The sequence below is a fragment of the Solitalea canadensis DSM 3403 genome (assembly GCF_000242635.2).
GTDB classification, from domain to species: domain Bacteria; phylum Bacteroidota; class Bacteroidia; order Sphingobacteriales; family Sphingobacteriaceae; genus Solitalea; species Solitalea canadensis.
On sequence record NC_017770.1, the window covers coordinates 4,489,443 to 4,506,967 of the forward strand.

12 protein-coding genes are annotated in these 17,525 nt (G+C 32.3%); 9 read left to right on the plus strand and 3 right to left on the minus strand.

Annotated elements, in window-relative coordinates:
* Positions 1-22: 22 nt before the first annotated feature.
* A complete protein-coding gene (locus tag SOLCA_RS18840) occupies positions 23-736 on the minus strand; it encodes a pirin family protein (RefSeq protein ID WP_042480197.1) in 714 nt (237 codons plus the stop codon).
* 1,866 nt (positions 737-2,602) lie between these two features.
* On the opposite strand from SOLCA_RS18840, the gene SOLCA_RS18845 reads away from it, so the two are divergent.
* From SOLCA_RS18845 to SOLCA_RS18860, 4 genes are all read left to right on the plus strand, one after another.
* Entirely contained in the window at positions 2,603-3,271 is a 669-nt protein-coding gene (locus SOLCA_RS18845) for a Rossmann-fold NAD(P)-binding domain-containing protein (protein WP_014682067.1), read from the plus strand.
* Positions 3,272-5,606: 2,335 nt separating this feature from the next.
* On the plus strand, positions 5,607-7,469 hold the full coding sequence (mnmG, locus tag SOLCA_RS18850; RefSeq protein ID WP_042481667.1) for a tRNA uridine-5-carboxymethylaminomethyl(34) synthesis enzyme MnmG: 1,863 nt from the start codon (positions 5,607-5,609) through the stop codon (positions 7,467-7,469).
* A 132-nt stretch (positions 7,470-7,601) separates the two neighbouring features.
* Complete coding sequence (locus SOLCA_RS18855; protein ID WP_014682069.1) at positions 7,602-9,209, plus strand: Ig-like domain-containing protein; 1,608 nt, start codon at positions 7,602-7,604, stop codon at positions 9,207-9,209.
* A 39-nt stretch (positions 9,210-9,248) separates the two neighbouring features.
* Complete coding sequence (locus SOLCA_RS18860) at positions 9,249-9,836, plus strand: phospholipid scramblase-related protein (protein WP_014682070.1); 588 nt, start codon at positions 9,249-9,251, stop codon at positions 9,834-9,836.
* Positions 9,837-9,888: 52 nt separating this feature from the next.
* On the opposite strand, the gene SOLCA_RS18865 is transcribed toward SOLCA_RS18860, so the two are convergent.
* Both SOLCA_RS18865 and nadB read right to left on the minus strand, forming a co-directional pair.
* Positions 9,889-10,401 carry a gamma carbonic anhydrase family protein gene (locus tag SOLCA_RS18865; protein WP_014682071.1) on the minus strand — a complete coding sequence of 171 codons (513 nt, stop codon included), beginning with the start codon at positions 10,399-10,401 and terminating at the stop codon, positions 9,889-9,891.
* A gap of 116 nt (positions 10,402-10,517) precedes the next feature.
* Positions 10,518-12,107 (minus strand): L-aspartate oxidase, encoded by a 1,590-nt coding sequence (gene nadB, locus SOLCA_RS18870; RefSeq protein WP_014682072.1) that lies wholly within the window; start codon positions 12,105-12,107, stop codon positions 10,518-10,520.
* 512 nt (positions 12,108-12,619) lie between these two features.
* Between nadB and nadA the strand changes: the two genes are divergently transcribed.
* The 5 genes from nadA (at position 12,620) to SOLCA_RS18895 (ending at position 17,443) form a co-directional block, all read left to right on the plus strand.
* Positions 12,620-13,621, plus strand: a complete 1,002-nt coding sequence (gene nadA / locus SOLCA_RS18875) for a quinolinate synthase NadA (RefSeq protein WP_014682073.1) — start codon at positions 12,620-12,622, stop codon at positions 13,619-13,621.
* Between the two features lie 157 nt (positions 13,622-13,778).
* Complete coding sequence (locus tag SOLCA_RS18880) at positions 13,779-14,228, plus strand: hypothetical protein (RefSeq protein ID WP_014682074.1); 450 nt, start codon at positions 13,779-13,781, stop codon at positions 14,226-14,228.
* Between the two features lie 483 nt (positions 14,229-14,711).
* Positions 14,712-15,365: an HD domain-containing protein gene (locus SOLCA_RS18885; RefSeq protein ID WP_014682075.1), complete on the plus strand. Its 654-nt coding sequence runs from the start codon at positions 14,712-14,714 to the stop codon at positions 15,363-15,365.
* 85 nt (positions 15,366-15,450) lie between these two features.
* A complete protein-coding gene (locus SOLCA_RS18890; protein WP_014682076.1) occupies positions 15,451-16,050 on the plus strand; it encodes a short chain dehydrogenase in 600 nt (199 codons plus the stop codon).
* A gap of 154 nt (positions 16,051-16,204) precedes the next feature.
* Entirely contained in the window at positions 16,205-17,443 is a 1,239-nt protein-coding gene (locus tag SOLCA_RS18895; protein WP_014682077.1) for a dicarboxylate/amino acid:cation symporter, read from the plus strand.
* Positions 17,444-17,525: the final 82 nt, after the last annotated feature.

Below are 17,525 nucleotides of genomic sequence, written 5' to 3' on the forward strand. Positions count from 1 at the left end.
TTTGAAATACTATATTTTTAAATTAAAAATTCATTGGAACTTCTATCAACAACAGCTCTGTATAAGTATTTGTTTTAACATCTATTTTATTGGTTTCCCAAATACCTATTGCATCACGCTCACCTAAAGTATTACCATCTACCTCAACTTCTCCGCTCAACACAAAAACATATACACCATTGCCCTCTTTTTTAAGGTCATAGGAGATTGTTTTATTTTCATCAAAGTTTCCTAAAGAGAACCAGGCATCTTGGTTAATCCAAACTCCACCTTCTTCCTTATTGGGAGAAACCACCGTCGATAGTCTATTTTCACGGTCTTCCGGAAGAAAAGTTTTTTGCTCATAACGAGGTTCAATATTCTTTTCATTAGGGAACACCCATATCTGTAAGAATTTTACTTCTTTCTCCCGTGAGTTATTAAATTCAGAGTGGGTGATCCCACTACCGGCCGACATGATCTGAACATCATGTGTTTTAATAACTTCATCTCTACCCGTACTGTCTTTATGCTTTAATTCACCCGAAAGTGGAATACTTACAATTTCCATATTATCGTGAGGGTGTGCGCCGAAGCCCATTCCAGCTGAAACAGCATCGTCATTTAACACCCTTAATAAACCGAAGTTCATTTTTTGAGGGTCATAAAACTGACTGAAACTGAAAGAGTGATAACTTTTTAACCAACCCAGATTATTAAATCCGCGCTCTTTAGCGCGATGAAAAATTGTTTTCATGTTTGTGTCCTTTCTTATTGACGATACAAATGTACGTAAAAACATTTAATGTTTAAACATATAATTTAATAATAATTAATTTACTAAATAATTAGGGTTAATAATGATTTTATTTAAACTAATTAAAAGACTAAAACCTACATGGGAAACGCTATTTTAACACATCAACGACAATGGAAAACTTTGTGAGGAAAAATTTGCAAGACCATAACTTTTAATAGTGGCATTAATGCCGTTTAATCAAAATCCTAATTATTATTACACCATTTAATAGGGCATGACGATAATAGTTATGCCTTATTTTTTAAGCCATTAATTAGTCCATCCGTCCTATTATTCATGGCTTCTGTATTCTGGTGAGTATAATAGACTTGCTATTATATTAATAATCCCATTTATACTAAAGTCTAAACAAGAAGGATAAGTTAAATGCCCTTATTAGCATTGTAATTAGCCATAAAAAGAATATTGCATCAATAATAACCATTACGAAAAGATCTAATAATTGGGCTGGAGTAATATATCTACAGCATTAAGTGCAGGTACTAACATCCCCAAGTTTTATGAGGTGCTGATATACTTGAAATATTAATAATTAGTACAACAAACCAGATTAGGTTAATTAGTACAGACGTATAATAGAGTTACCAAACATTTTATTTTATATGCAAACCCATTGATAGCAAAGGCAGCTGACATTTTCCTTTTAATACTACTATTTAGCATAAACTAATCTCAAAACCTACACTGCAAATACACCTTAGTCAAACTGTCTGAAGCAGTTAATTAGCAACAAACAATATTCTAACCAGTAACTGTTATTGATTAAATTAAACGGTTATATAATAAACTAATTAGAGTTCGACACTTATACTGCAGTAGACTTACTAATAAATTAAATTTTGAGTGGCCTGTTCAATCAAATAGAATCCTATTCAATTTCAATACGGATAAAGGGTTTTCAATCCGGATTTATAAAAGAACTGAGTGTATAATCCAGGTAAAATGACCCCCAATATGTTAAATCATACACTAATTCTAACTTTAATTAGCCTGAATAATTTAACTAACAAATAGCTATTTTATCTGTAGTATTAAGCATCATACCTCCTGTAAATAACCTTTTTGCAAGAAAACTACATTTATAAACTACTTACGGTTAGTCTATAATTCCGTATTGGATAAATTGATAGTTAATACCATTAAACCAATTACAGTATCAAGTATAAGACCTAATATAGATTTTGGGTTATTCAGATAATGTTGCAACAGGTGTATGTATGTTATAATTACACCAATGAAGTATATTTTTAGTTAGAATACCTCTTTTAATAGGTTGTTCTTAAAAACTGTTTTCAAAACATAAATTGTTAATTGAAACGATACTATTGACCTATTTAACTACGGCACAAAGGGAAAAATTCAAAAAAATGGATTATAAAACCGCTGGAAATAATTAATGCTATTGCAGAAGAGTATTCTGTTTTTCTAACGGACCTTATCCATTATTTACCTTTATAAAGCCTTTTTTATATTCAATAGAAAATTAGAAACCAAATTACACTGATTCTAGTGCAAATACTGTTTTTAGCACAGCTGCCTATTGAATAAGTCTCTTAAAACCAAATGATGTTAAGAAAGTAGTATCACCTAATTAATCATTCTTTTTATCCTTGATTCCAATTTTACACGCTTATAAAGCTTAAATCAATTAGTTCAGTAGTAATTTTACTTTTTCCTGCATTACTAACCTCCAATGAATAATAGTATTCATACTTACCCTCTCCTACCAATTACTTAACATCTGTACGATATAATCAAGTAGATATGTAATCAAAAGATTAAATTCACAAAAAACATTATTGTATGAAATCAGCATTAATTATAGGTGCGAGCGGTTTGGTGGGTACAGATTGTCTGCATTTAGTTTTAGAGAATCAAAATATTGATAAAGTAACCATACTGGTAAGAAAACTGCTTCCTATCTCTCACAAAAAACTAACTCAGTTAATAATTGACTTTAATTTACTAGAAAACTATAAAAATGATATAAAAGCTGATATTGTTTTCTGTTGCATTGGCAGTACAATGAAAAAAGCAGGAACAAAAGAAAATTATGAACTTATAGACCGAATATATCCGAGAGAAATAGCTAAAATAGCATTAGTGAACGGCGCAACTCATTTTTTACTTGTCAGTGCAATGGGAGCTAATAAAGATTCAGCTATATTTTATAATAAACTTAAAGGTTTGGTAGAAAACGACATTAAGGAACTTGGGTATAGAATAGTAAGCATATTTAGACCTTCATTATTGGTTGGTGACAGAAAAGAACATAGAACGGGCGAATCCTTTTGGATCAAACTAATGAATATTATTAATCCTCTCCTACTAGGCTCATTAAAGAAGTATAGATCAATAAAGACAATAGATGTGGCAAAAGCAATGGTTTATTCTTCACTAACTCTTAAAGAAGGTATCACTATATATACATCTGATAAAATATTGGATTTAAGCCTACTTTATAGAAAATAATATGTTTCACATGGAACATGAATAAACCAGGCTGCACTTACATGCAAATTCATAAATATATAGACATTAAGCATTTTTTACTATTACAGCAGATGATGTAGGTTTTTACTATTAAAATTCTGCAATAATAAAGTTTCACGTGAAACTTTAACCAAATACAAATATTTCAATTATCTATTTACCTAAAAAGTAAAAGCAATACTGACACATCAATTAGTCTACGGTTATACTGAACATAATTATCCTATCGTCTATAAAATATCTATTTATAAGGTTGTTAACTTATGTCTTTCGCATTTACAATCATATATGTCATTTCAAATAATATCTGATAACAAATCAATAAATCTAACCTTCATAAACACTATTTATATATACTTATCACTTACTATAATTATAGCGTATTATTCTTAATAACTAATTTTCCAAGGTTATTAAATAAACCTTCTGCATATAACCAATGTAAATAAAACGCATAGAAAAAATTCTAAGCGTTATGTTTCACGTGGAACATTTACTTAAGGAACTATAAATAGCTGTTATTCTAAAAGCTAGCGATTAAACTAACTGACAGTTATAATTATAAAACATGGTCATTGAATCAAAACAGTTTTACAACATCAAATCACAGGTAAAGCAAGCTATGAATTACTCTCATCCTATAATCAATATTTCACGTGAAACATTTCCTTAACAGGCGATAAATAACTTTTATTCCAAAAAAAGAGATTAAACCACCTACCAGTTTTAATTATAGTAGAAAGTATTGACTAAAACAGTTATCCAACATCCAATACAGGTAAACAATTAATAAACAACTCTCAATCAAAAGACGATTGATTAAACTCCTACCAATTGTTATTACAATATATGAACATTGGGTTAAAATAATTAAATACCCTATAATCATAGGAAAATAGGTAATGAACAACGTTGATACTTCTACCATGTTCCACGTGAAACATTTCCATAACAAGTAATAAATAGCTCCTAAGCCAAAAGACGAGCGATTAAACTAGCTGCCTGTTTTAATTATAATCCATAAACATTGAATTATACAGTTATATAAGCATTCACTCACAGGTAAAACAAACAATAATTAAATACATACTATGATTAATGTTTCACGTGGAACATTTATTTAAGAAACAATAAACAGCCTTTAATCAAAAAACGAACTCTTAAGCTACTGCAAGTTTAATTAGAATATATGATCCTTGACTTAAAACAGCTATATAACATCTTTCAAAAGCAAAAAGTTATAGATTAACTAATATATTCACATAAAACATCAATTAGTAAAACAATAGCAATAAAAACTAAGATTCAAACAAAAGATTTAAAACCCTCTCTATTCTATTATATAGTTGAACATACAGTATGATAAGCCTAATGCATACAAAAACCATTACAAGGAAATCTATAGCACATTATAGGATTCAACTAGATAAAAAGGGAACATAAATCAGCTATTTAGCACTATTATCAAACTATACCTTAAAAGAATCCATTACAATGTTTCACGTGAAACATTGTACTAATAAAGTGCTATTGAATGGATACCAGGATTTTGATTATTATAATTAAAATAACACATAATGAAACTAGCTACAGCATTTAACACCAGTTAAAAGAAGCTTATTGATTAATATTTAAAAACTACATACACATATAACGTTTCACGTAAAACATTACTATAAAAGCCAATACCTAATAATATTATCATAATTAGGTCTAATTACTAGCAAATAAGATATCGCTTAAGAAAATAATAGCCTAATGCTTATATCCTACTAAGATAGTTTACTAGTCGTAGTTAGGATTAACTATTCCAAAAGCATAACTCTAACATCCAAAGTTGCTTTAAAATCACTACCCGCAGTTTCTTGCTTCAAAAATAGTTGCTTAATAACTGATAATTTGATTTAACTAAATAAGATACTAATTCAATCACCCTTGAATTTAAATTCAAAATGACGTGAATATGTGTATCACTAAACTATATACGCTAAAAAAACCTAACTAAATCCACCTCGGAACAATAATACAGGTATAATGTTTCACGTGAAACATTATAGTAAGGTATAGTGCATTCATTATAGATATAAAAAATATCATTTATTAAGAAATTCAATAATAGTTATCACCTTACAAAATATGATCCTACAGACCAGAACAGGATATTCACCTAAAAATAAACAGCTATATCCAAGCTATTCTCGCTTTAAACATAATAATGAGCTCTCCTACTACCAAATTGATTTTTCGTAACTTTGCAGATTCAAATAAATAGCACGAATATAAAGAGATGTTCCACGTGGAACATGAAAGAAATATGTTTCCAGAGTACGATATAATAGTAGTTGGTGCCGGTCATGCCGGATGTGAAGCTGCTGCTGCAGCTGCAAACTTAGGTTCAAAAGTTCTACTAGTAACCATGAACATGCAAACTATTGCCCAAATGTCATGTAACCCAGCCATGGGTGGCGTAGCAAAAGGTCAAATAGTTAGAGAGATTGATGCAATGGGAGGTTATTCAGGTATTGTTAGTGATAAAACAACAATCCAATTCCGCATGCTTAATCAATCAAAAGGCCCTGCAATGTGGAGTCCTCGTTCACAAAACGATCGCTATAAGTTCCATGAAGAATGGCGAAATATGCTTGAACAGACTCCAAATATTGATTTCTTCCAGGATATGGTAAGCAGTTTACTTGTAAAAGGTAATACTGTTTATGGAGTAAAAACTTCACTTGGACTAGAAATTAAATCGAAAGCTGTAGTACTTACAAACGGAACTTTTCTTAACGGAACCATCCATATTGGCGAAAAAAGATTTGGTGGTGGACGTATGGGTGAGAAAGGTGCTACTGGTTTAACGGAGCATTTAGTTGAATTAGGATTAGAATCCGGCAGAATGAAAACAGGTACTCCTCCAAGAATTGACGGAAGAAGTATCAATTATTCTGTGATGGAAGAACAACAAGGTGAAGAAAATGCAGGACGTTTCTCCTATTTAGATTTTCCTCTTCCTACTGAAAAAAGATCGTGCTACATTACCTATACCAGTCCTGAAGTTCATGATATATTAAAGGAAGGCTTTGACCGCTCACCAATGTTTACCGGAAGAATCAAAGGTTTAGGTCCAAGGTATTGCCCGTCTATTGAAGATAAAATCAACCGTTTTGCTGAAAGAGACAGACACCAATTATTCGTTGAACCTGAAGGTTGGAATACAGTTGAAGTTTATGTAAATGGTTTTTCTACCTCACTTCCAGAAGATGTACAGTATAAAGCATTGACCAAAGTTCCAGGATTTGAGAATGCAAAATTCTTCCGCCCAGGTTATGCAATTGAATATGATTTCTTCCCTCCTACTCAATTACATACGACACTTGAGACAAAGAAAATTTCAAATCTATTTTTTGCGGGACAAATAAATGGTACAACTGGTTATGAAGAAGCTGCTGCGCAAGGATTCTTAGCTGGTATAAATGCTCACCAAAAAATCAATGATAAACATGAAGTGATTCTAAAAAGATCGGAAGCTTACATTGGTGTACTCATAGATGACTTAGTGACGAAAGGTACCGAGGAACCTTATCGAATGTTTACCTCAAGAGCTGAACATCGGTTACTATTAAGACAAGATAATGCGGATATTCGACTGACTAAACTGTCGCATGATATAGGTTTAGCATCTCCAGAACGTTTGGAAAAGGTAAATGAGAAGATCAGTAAATCAGATGAAATTGTGAAATTCATGAAATCTAAATCTGTAGAACCAGGAGAAATCAATGCGTTCTTGCAAGAAAAAGGAACTTCAACAATTCCACAAAACACAAAATTGTTCAATTTACTATCACGTCCACAAATTGATTTAGTTGACTTAGTTGAGGCTTATCAACCATTAAAAGAATTCATCAACGGAAATAAAAAAGAAATTATTGAACAGGCTGAAATTAAAGTTAAGTATGAAACCTATTTTGAGAAAGAATTAGAAATGGTTTCTAAACTTCATAAAATGGAAGACCAAGGAATTAATCCAGAGTTCAACTATGACACGCTTGTCTCTCTTTCAAAAGAGTCACGTGAAAAATTGAAAAAGGTAAAACCTCGCACTTTAGGTCAAGCTTCACGAATTTCTGGTGTTTCACCAGCCGATATTTCGGTTTTAATGATACATTTATCTAAATAACTGAATTTCAGTTATTTAGATAAATTATTAGTTACAAAAACTGACTTATTATAAAGCTATATAAGACACTATCTAATTTTTTTAATATCATTACTTATAAACACAATTAAATTAAACAGAGGGCTTAAAAACGTGAAATTTTACAAAAGACAGTTTTTAAAGGATAATTTACACCTATTTTTTCTATCAACATTATTTTTAAGTGCATGTGCTAACATTGTTAGTCCAACCGGCGGTCCAAAAGATATAGCACCGCCAAAACTTCTAATCGAAACGCCAAAAAATAAAACGCTAAATTTTAAAGACAAAAAAATAGAAATTGAATTTGATGAATTAATCCAACTAAAAAATCAGTTCAAAGAAATTAGCGTATCTCCGGAAATGGATCCGGCACCAGATGTTGTCGCGAAAAAAAATATCATCCAAATTAAACTTTTAGATACGCTTGTAGAAAATACAACGTACTCTATAAATTTTGGAAACTCAATTTCTGATGTTACTGAATCGAACCCAGTAAAAAATTACCGTTATGTATTCTCAACTGGAAATTACATCGACTCTTTAAAAATATCGGGTACTGTAAATTACGTGATCGATACATCAAAATTAAAAAACGTAATTATTGCCTTGTATCCTACCGACAAAGAAACACTTTACAAACAAAAACCAATTTTATATACAAGCATTACAACCGGAGGAAAGTTTGAACTAAACAATATAAAAAATGGATCGTACAACATTTATGCAATTGCCGACGATAATGGTAACAAACGTTTTGATGAAGAAGAATATTTAGGATTCTTAGATAAACCTGTCGATTTACAAAAAGACAGTACAACTCTGAATTTTACAATTTCACCACAGATTCCTAGGAAAACGAGAGTAAGAGAAAATAAATATTATGAAGGAAAAATCTTAGTCAAATTAAATTATCCTGATGACTCTGTAAAATACAATGTGCTCTTCCCGGAAGATTTCAAAAATAAAATCAGATTAGAAAAAGCAACATCAGATTCTGTGTCTATTTGGTTGCCTAGCACTAAATTTGATTCAACAAGGATTGAGCTAACCAAACAGGGAAAACCATTCGATACAATCTTAGTGAGAAATTTTAATCAAGATCCTAAAATGGCTCCGATAAAAATTACAGATAATTTAACTTCAGAATTATTAAAACCTGGTGATACCTATAACCTGATTTTTTCACGTCCTTTAAAGGATTTGGACAAAACCAAAATTGAATTATTGGAAGACAGTGTAAAAAAAACAAACTTTACAGTAAGCCTAAAACCTAATGCAATAAGAGAATACATAGTAACTTATAGTTGGGATACAACTAAAACTTACGAAATCAACATTAAGGAAAATCAACTTGCCGACGTTTTTGGAAAAACTAACTCCTCTTATAAGCGAAAATTCATACCAGACTCAACGGCAAATTATGGAACTGTATCAGCTAATTTTTCTATTGCTCCTGGTAAACAATATATAGCCCAAGTCTTAACATCTTCAAATGAAGTTGTAAGAGAACTACTTATTTCTGAAAACAAAGTTTACTATTTTACTATTGTAAATCCAGACAGGTACAAACTTCGATATATCGAAGATGTCAACAAAAACGGAAAATGGGATATTGGTCAGGTAGAAAAAGGAATACAACCAGAACCCGTTTTTTATTATAAAGATGAAATTGCAGTTCGGGCAGGCTGGGAAATTGAAATAAATATTAACCTTAATTGATTTCTGTCGTACAATAAAGAAATACTATTAACTACTTATATGCATCCCATTCTTTCAAAGAATCAGTTCTTCATTAAAGAACATGTTGGCATGTTCAAAGCCGCTAACAATTTCGACATCCTGGACCTTGAAACGCAAGAAACATTAATGTTATGTCGCGAACCAAATTTAGGTTTCTTTACAAAAATGTTTCGTTTTACTGATTACAAACGCATGACTCCGTTTGAAATCAAAATTACTGACAACTCTCAAAATGAATTAATTACTATCAAAAGAGGGGTTTCAATATTCCTTTCAAAAGTTGATGTACTAGATCAGAGCGGAAAAGTTATTGGTAAATTCAAACAAAAATTCTTTTCTATTGGTGGAAAATTTGATGTATTAGATTCGGATGAAAGACCAATCTGTACACTCAAAGGAAAATGGACTAGCTGGGATTTTTCATTTATGAAAGGTGATGTTCAGTTAGCAAAAGTGACTAAAAAATGGGCTGGCTTAGGAAAAGAATTATTTACTAGTGCTGATAATTATGTTCTCCAAATCGAAGACCATGTACCACAAAATTCAGACGAAAGAAAATTAATTCTTGCAGCCGTAATGTGTATAGACATGGTTCTTAAAGAATAATAATGCATTAATGTAAAATAAAAAACTCCTGAAAATTTCAGGAGTTTTTTATTTATTCTCTAAACCAATCAGAATACATTATATATCTGCCTGGTAATGTATCTAACAATAGACGCTGCTCATCAGTAATTGGTTTTATTTTTTTTGCAGGAACTCCGGCATATAAATATCCCGATTCACATACTGTATTTTCCAACACAATTGCTCCAGCCGCAATAATACAATATTCATTTACAACAGCATTATCCATTACAATCGCACCCATTCCAACAAGCACATGATCTTTTAAAATACAACCATGCACTAATGCATTGTGTCCGATGTTTACATTATTCCCGATAATAGTTGCAGCTTTCTGATAAGTACAATGGATAACTGCTCCATCCTGTATATTACAATTATCGCCTACTGTAATAAAATTAACATCTCCCCTAACAACTGCGTTAAACCAAACACTACAGTTTTTCCCCATTTTAACATCACCGACAATTGTAGCATTATCAGCTAAAAAACAATTGTCATCAAATTGTGGATGCTTTCCTTCAACTGGTTTTATAAGTGCCATAACTTTATATATGATTACACAGATTATATTGATGATTACACAGATTCTTATTTGATATCACAGATTTATAAGGATTAAATCGGTGGAATCAAAACTAATCGGTGTAATCTCAAAAATTAAAATATTGAATCAACTAAATTACCATTATCTTTTTCAGGATAATCAGTTGTGTAATGTAGGCCGCGACTTTCCTTACGTATTATTGCACCTTTAATCACTAAAAAAGAAATCTGAATTAAATTTCGTAATTCACAAAGCTTCATAGAAATCTTAGTACTCTTGTAAAATAATTCAGTTTCGTTATACAATAATTCAAGTCTTCTTTTTGCTCTGTCTAAACGAAAATCAGAACGAACAATCCCCACATAATCACTCATTAATCGCTGCATTTCTCGCAAATTGTGAGTAACTAAAATATCTTCGTTAGATTTTACCGTATTAGTATCATTCCATGAAGGAATTCCTTCTTGAATAGTGAGTGACTCAATATCCTTAATAGCTGATTGGTAACTACGCTCTGCAAAAACTAAAGCCTCTAATAAAGAATTGGATGCTAAACGATTAGCACCATGCAAACCAGTTGAAGAACATTCACCGCAAGCATACAATTGTTGAATTGAAGATTTACCCCACTCATCAACCAAAATTCCTCCACACATATAATGAGCAGCCGGCACAACCGGAATCATATCTTTACTCATATCAATTCCTATACTTAAACATTTAGCATAGATATTTGGAAAATGTCGCAACAATTCATCTTTAGCTACATGACGAATATCCAGGTAAACGAAATCATCACCCGATTTTTTCATCTCTGCATCAATTGCGCGTGCTACAATATCGCGTGGAGCTAATGATTTTCGTTCATCATATAAATGCATAAACTCATCACCGTTCCTGGTTTTCAACACACCACCTGCACCACGAACTGCTTCTGAAATTAAAAATGAAGGATATTCACCTGGATTATACAATGCAGTAGGATGAAACTGAATAAACTCCATATTTCTAACCTTGCCTTTTGCACGATAAACCATTGCAATTCCATCGCCAGTTGCAATAACCGGATTTGTTGTACTTGAATAAATATGACCCGCTCCACCTGAAGCCATCATAGTAACTTTCGAAAGAATTTTTTCAACCTTATTATTTTCAGTATTTAAGGCATAAATACCATAACAAGTAATATCAGTTGATTTCTTATCAACAGCTACACCTAAATGATGTTGAGTAATTAAATCGACAGCAAAATAATGAGTGAGAATTTCAATGTTTGGATGTTTGTGGATTTGTTCGAGAAGGGAGCGTTCAATTTCAAAACCTGTAATATCTTTATAATGTAGAACTCTATGTTCAGAATGTCCGCCCTCTTTCGCTAAATCATAATGTCCTGACCGATCTTTATCAAAATTTGTCCCGTATTCTATAATCTCATTGATTCGATCGGGTCCTTCTTTTACGACTATTTCCACAATACTCTTATCACAAAGCCCATCCCCGGCAATCAATGTATCTTGAATGTGTTTTTCAAAAGAATCAGACTTATCAACAACTACTGCAACACCGCCCTGGGCATATTTTGTATTTGATTCATCTTCATTAGCCTTTGTAACGATACAAACAGTACCATGTTTGGCAGCTTTAAGTGCAAACGACAGTCCGGCAATTCCCGAACCGATAACTAAGAAATCTACTCTCTTCATTTATTAATCGCTAAGTACCAGATACACAGAATAATTACGAAGAATACTGTTGATTTATACCTAAAAAACATAACAACATTCTGTTTGTTTATTCTTCTACCGTGATTCTATTTATAATATGTTAATAAGTATAGCAAAGATGTTAATTTTGTGTTTGAAAAAAGTAAGCAAGTTTTAAAAAGAGGGTAAAACTTCAAGTTTTGAACAACTACCCTATAATCTTTCCCAAGTGTGTTCAAAGATATCAACACGATATACTATAATCCACACTACACAAATAATAAACATGAAAACTGTTTACTAAAAAAGTTGACTTTAATAATATCCATAAAATCAGTAAGTTGACTTTAAACTAATGTTAAAAGAATGTTAGTAACTAATTAATAACAAAAAAGACAACGATAATTAATAAAACTTATTCACCAAACTAACACTATAATAAGAGGCAACATTTTAAAAATTTTAAATCTTTTATTTTTATTTAGAATGTTAGTTAAACAACAATAAAAAAAATGACAGGAACCGTGGCCCCCGCGAATTCGCTTGAAAAAGGATATTTGGATTATCAGGTTGATCCTACGTTGGATTTATTTGAAGAAATTGAAAAACTGAAGAAAGAGAAAAATGCTGTAATTCTTGCGCATTATTATCAGGAACCAGATATTCAGGATATTGCCGACTATATAGGTGATAGTTTAGGACTTTCTCAACAAGCTGCAAAAACAGATGCTGACATTATCGTTTTTGCGGGTGTGCACTTTATGGCTGAAACTGCTAAAATACTTTCTCCACATAAAAAGGTGTTATTACCTGACTTAAATGCTGGTTGTTCACTGGCCGACACTTGTCCGGCCGATCAGTTTGCACTTTTTAAACAAAAATATCCAGATCATACAGTTATTATGTATGTAAACTCTACAGCTGATATTAAAGCAATGAGTGATATTGTTTGTACATCAACCAATGCGGTACAAATTGTGGAAAGTTTGCCAAAGGACGAAAAAATCATTTTCGGTCCGGATAAAAACTTAGGTGCTTATGTAGCTAAAAAAACGGGCCGCGATATGGTTCTGTGGCAAGGATCATGTATGGTACATGAAATTTTTTCACTAGAGAAAATCACTAAACTTAAAAATCGTCATCCGGAAGCTGAATTTATTGCTCACCCTGAATGTGAAGATGCAGTACTGAAACTAGCTGATTATATCGGATCAACAACAGGATTATTAAAATATGCAATCAATAGTCCGAAGAAAGAGTTTATTGTAGCAACAGAATCCGGAATTATTCATCAAATGCAAAAAGCTGCTCCGGATAAAGTATTTATTCCAGCTCCTCCAAATAACAATTGTGCTTGTAATGATTGTCCACACATGAAGTTGAATACGTTGGAAAAGTTATATTTATGTATGAAATATGAATTACCTGAAGTTAAAATGGATGAAGAGCTAATTAAAAAGGCTGTGAAACCAATTGAAAGAATGTTGGAAATTTCTGCTAAATATGGGTTATAATTATTTTAGAATATAAATAATAGTTAACAAAAAGATATTCAAACAAGGATATCTTTTTGTTTTAATAGAGGTATTTTTATTTTTGATAATAGTTGAAGTATATCTGATAATAAACCTTCGGTATATTCCTACTAATTAACCAAACAAAAATACTTTCATGAAAAAACTACTATTACTCTTAGGAGCAGGCATTTTATTTGTTTCTTGCAGCAAATTAGATGAAACAAAGCCGGATGAAACAACATTACCTGTAGAAAAAAGATTAAAATTTAACATTTATGCAGGTACTGATTATAGTGATGCTAAATATGATGCAACAACAGCTTTAATCAAACTGCAAGCTATAAATAAAAAGAGAGCAACTGGAGTTGAACAGATATTGTGGGAAACAACAGTTGAGGAGCGTCAGATTAAATTATATCCATTAGCTAATAAACCTATAGTTGTAGAGAAATCGATTACTAATGTAATTGACAAGGACGATGAGATCCGTTACTACTATAAAGTAACTTATAAGTACAATAACGGAGCAACGACCAGCAACTCAGAAAAATCTGAAGTTTTCGAAAATGGAAATATGGCTAAGCAATTAGGAATTAGTCTGTAATCCCACTTAGATAAAACTAATTTTGAAAAGGAATCATTGATTATCGATGATTCCTTTTTTGTTTTTAAAGAAATGAGAAAACCTGATTACACTTCTTTTGGATTATCAACATCAATGAATCCGAAATTAAGATCGGTTGTTGAAAAACACCTTTTAATAGACCTACACTATTAGTGTAAAAAAGAGAACCTGAAATTTGCTTGGTCGCAAAGTTGTATAGGAAACAATACCATTTATTTGGATGGAGTATTGGAAAACTTTTCCGGGATATTACTGTATGATATAAATGATAATCTAATTATTAACGGTTGGATGGAATTTATTCATTCAGGCGAATTCTTTATTAATAAACTAATTTATAAAGATGAGCCTGGAATACCTGATCATATTTGGAATAGGATTCATACAGCTATACGACCATTATACCTAAGAGGAAGACGCTAAATTTTCAAAATTTTTTTCCCGCTTCGCGGATTATATGTGATGAATAAAGAATTGATTATAGAAGAAACAGTAGCTTATGTAAAAAGTGAGCTGGTGGGTACAGAAAGTGGCCATGATTGGTGGCATATTTACCGCGTGTGGAAAAATGCACAACTTATAGCATCAGGCGAAATTGCGGATGGGTTTGTAATTGAGCTTGGCGCTTTGCTTCATGATATAGCTGATGCAAAATTTCATAATGGTGATGAGGAAATAGGTCCACGAAAAGCAGAGTCATTTTTAAAAGGAATGGGTGTTGATGAAGCTGTTATTGAGCATGTGAAAAACATCATCCGATTTATTTCCTTTAAAAATGGTGATCAGCGACACCTGTTTAATTCAAAGGAATTAGAAATTGTGCAGGATGCTGATAGGCTGGATGCAATTGGAGCTATTGGTGTGGCAAGAGCATTTAATTATGGAGGTTTTAAAAATCGTACAATCTACGATCCGTTTATAAAACCTAATCTATCAATGACGAAGGAAGAGTATAAAAAAAGTGAAGCTCCCACGATCAATCACTTTTATGAAAAGTTACTCTTGTTAAAAGATAAAATGAATACAGAAACCGGTAAAAAACTTGCGCAAAAGCGTCATGAATATTTAGAAAATTTTCTGGATCAGTTTTTTGATGAGTGGGAAGGTAAAAGCTAAAATAGAACACGCCCATCTCCAGAGAGATTAGGACATTGTAAAAACATATTTTTCGTTCAATTGTCTATCTGTAAACCTCTTTCATATGAAAATAATTATTGTTGGTGCAACAGGCACAATAGGAAAAGTAGTAACCGATGAATTAAAGAAACGTCATGAAGTAATTTCAGTTGGTTCAAAAAGTGGCGATTTTCAGGTTGATATTACTTCTTCAACAGCCATACAAAATTTATTCAAACAAACCGGAAAATTTGATGCGTTAATAAGTACTACAGGCTCTGCATTTTTCGGCCCATTCAATGAATTAACGGAAGAAAAAATGAATGATAGTATTAAAAGCAAATTAATGGGTCAGGTTAATCTGGTTTTAGAAGGAAGAAAATTTATCAATCCAAATGGGTCGTTTACTTTAACTTCCGGAATATTATCAGAAGATCCGATAAAAATGGGTGCTGCATTGAGTTTGGTGAATGGTGCAATTAATTCATTTGTAATTGGAGCAGCAGTTGAAATGGAGAACGGAGTAAGAATTAATGCGGTGAGTCCGGGTGTTGTGGAAAACTCACGCGATTATTATGGACCGTATTTTCCGGGGCATGTTCCAGTGGCAATGGATAGGGTTGTTGCGGGATACGTTAAAAGTGTAGAGGGAGCAATAACCGGACAAGTGATTAAGATTTATTGAGGTCGGATTTTAAAAAATTTTCCCGCTTCGCGGATATGCAAACAGCTTTATGTATTAATCGTAAAGCTGTTTTTTTATTAATGAGGCAAAGCCCCAAAATAAAATTAGTATTTCCTAATTTTTAATAGCATTTTCAATGTCCAAAAAACCTTAAATGAATAATAAGTTTAAAAACATTTTACAAAGTTACAGTAGTATCATTCTTTTATTAGTCGGAATTTTGTCGGGGAGCGTTGCCGGATTAATTGCCGGAAAAGAAATTGCCATTATAAAACCCATTGGCGATATATTCCTGAACTTACTTTTTACTGCAATTATTCCTCTAATTTTTTTCGCGATTTCTTCTTCAGTTGCCAATATTGAACAAATGGGTTCCTTTGGCAAAGTAATGCGATCAATGTTGTTGGTGTTTTTATTTACCACATTGGTTTCAGCATTTATGATGTTCATCGTTGTTGGCTTTTTTCCAATAAACGATAAGTTTAAACTTACTATTCCGGAAAACGCATCAACAAAAGTAGCGGGCATTGGGGAGCAAGTAACCGTGTTACTAACTACCACTGATTTTTCACAGTTACTTACACGTCAGAGTATGTTGGCGCTGATCATTTTTTCGATCCTGGTAGGTACGGCCACTTTGAAAGCGGGAAAGGCCGGCGATGCATTTAAAAATTTCTTAAATGCCGGAAATGAAGTTTTTAAAAGTTTGATTGAATTAATTATGAAAGCAGCTCCATTAGGTTTGGGTGCTTACTTCGGATATTTGGTGGGTGTTTTCGGCCCGGAACTTTTTGGATCTTATGCACACTCATTGGGATTATATTATGGTTTCTCCACAGTATATTTCTTTGTAATGTTTTCGGTTTATGCATTTATGGCCGGCGGACGGAATGCGATATCTGCTTACTGGAAAAATAATATTGTACCATCATTAACAGCTTTAGGTACCTGTAGTAGTGTGGCAACAATTCCTGCTAATATGGTGGCGGCAGAAAAAATGGGCGTTGCAAAACCAATAAGTGATGTTACTATACCATTAGGAGCTTCTTTACATAAAGATGGATCTAGCATTGGAGGTGTGATAAAAGTGGCAATGGTTTTTGCCATTTTCAATAAACCATGGACAGGTATAGATACCATGTTTATTATTTTAGGCATTGCCTTAATGACAAGTATTGTTGAAGGTGGCATTCCGAATGGCGGCTACGTTGGCGAATTGTTTATTGTTACTGCTTTTCACTTACCGTTAGAAGCACTGTCGGTGTTGATGGTGATATCAACATTGATAGATCCGATGGCAACATTATTAAATGCGACCGGTGATACTGTGGCATCAATGATGGTAGCCCGGCTTTCCGAGGGAAAAGATTGGATGAAAAAACAGTTTGCATAAGTTAGAGGTAATGGCTGGCAATCAAATTTGATATAAGATTCAGCTTCGTTTAGAAACAAAATTTTGGCAGACAGAAAATGAA

Excerpts from the sequence above, each read along its gene's own strand:
- SOLCA_RS18895 (WP_014682077.1), top strand. The coding sequence starts at position 16,205 with ATGAATAATAAGTTTAAAAACATTTTACAAAGTTACAGTAGTATCATT.
- mnmG (WP_042481667.1), top strand. The coding sequence starts at position 5,607 with ATGTTTCCAGAGTACGATATAATAGTAGTTGGTGCCGGTCATGCCGGA.
- SOLCA_RS18840 (WP_042480197.1), bottom strand. The coding sequence starts at position 736 with ATGAAAACAATTTTTCATCGCGCTAAAGAGCGCGGATTTAATAATCTG.
- SOLCA_RS18885 (WP_014682075.1), top strand. The coding sequence starts at position 14,712 with ATGAATAAAGAATTGATTATAGAAGAAACAGTAGCTTATGTAAAAAGT.
- SOLCA_RS18865 (WP_014682071.1), bottom strand. The coding sequence starts at position 10,401 with ATGGCACTTATAAAACCAGTTGAAGGAAAGCATCCACAATTTGATGAC.
- nadA (WP_014682073.1), top strand. The coding sequence starts at position 12,620 with ATGACAGGAACCGTGGCCCCCGCGAATTCGCTTGAAAAAGGATATTTG.
- SOLCA_RS18860 (WP_014682070.1), top strand. The coding sequence starts at position 9,249 with ATGCATCCCATTCTTTCAAAGAATCAGTTCTTCATTAAAGAACATGTT.
- SOLCA_RS18880 (WP_014682074.1), top strand. The coding sequence starts at position 13,779 with ATGAAAAAACTACTATTACTCTTAGGAGCAGGCATTTTATTTGTTTCT.
- nadB (WP_014682072.1), bottom strand. The coding sequence starts at position 12,107 with ATGAAGAGAGTAGATTTCTTAGTTATCGGTTCGGGAATTGCCGGACTG.
- SOLCA_RS18890 (WP_014682076.1), top strand. The coding sequence starts at position 15,451 with ATGAAAATAATTATTGTTGGTGCAACAGGCACAATAGGAAAAGTAGTA.
- SOLCA_RS18845 (WP_014682067.1), top strand. The coding sequence starts at position 2,603 with ATGAAATCAGCATTAATTATAGGTGCGAGCGGTTTGGTGGGTACAGAT.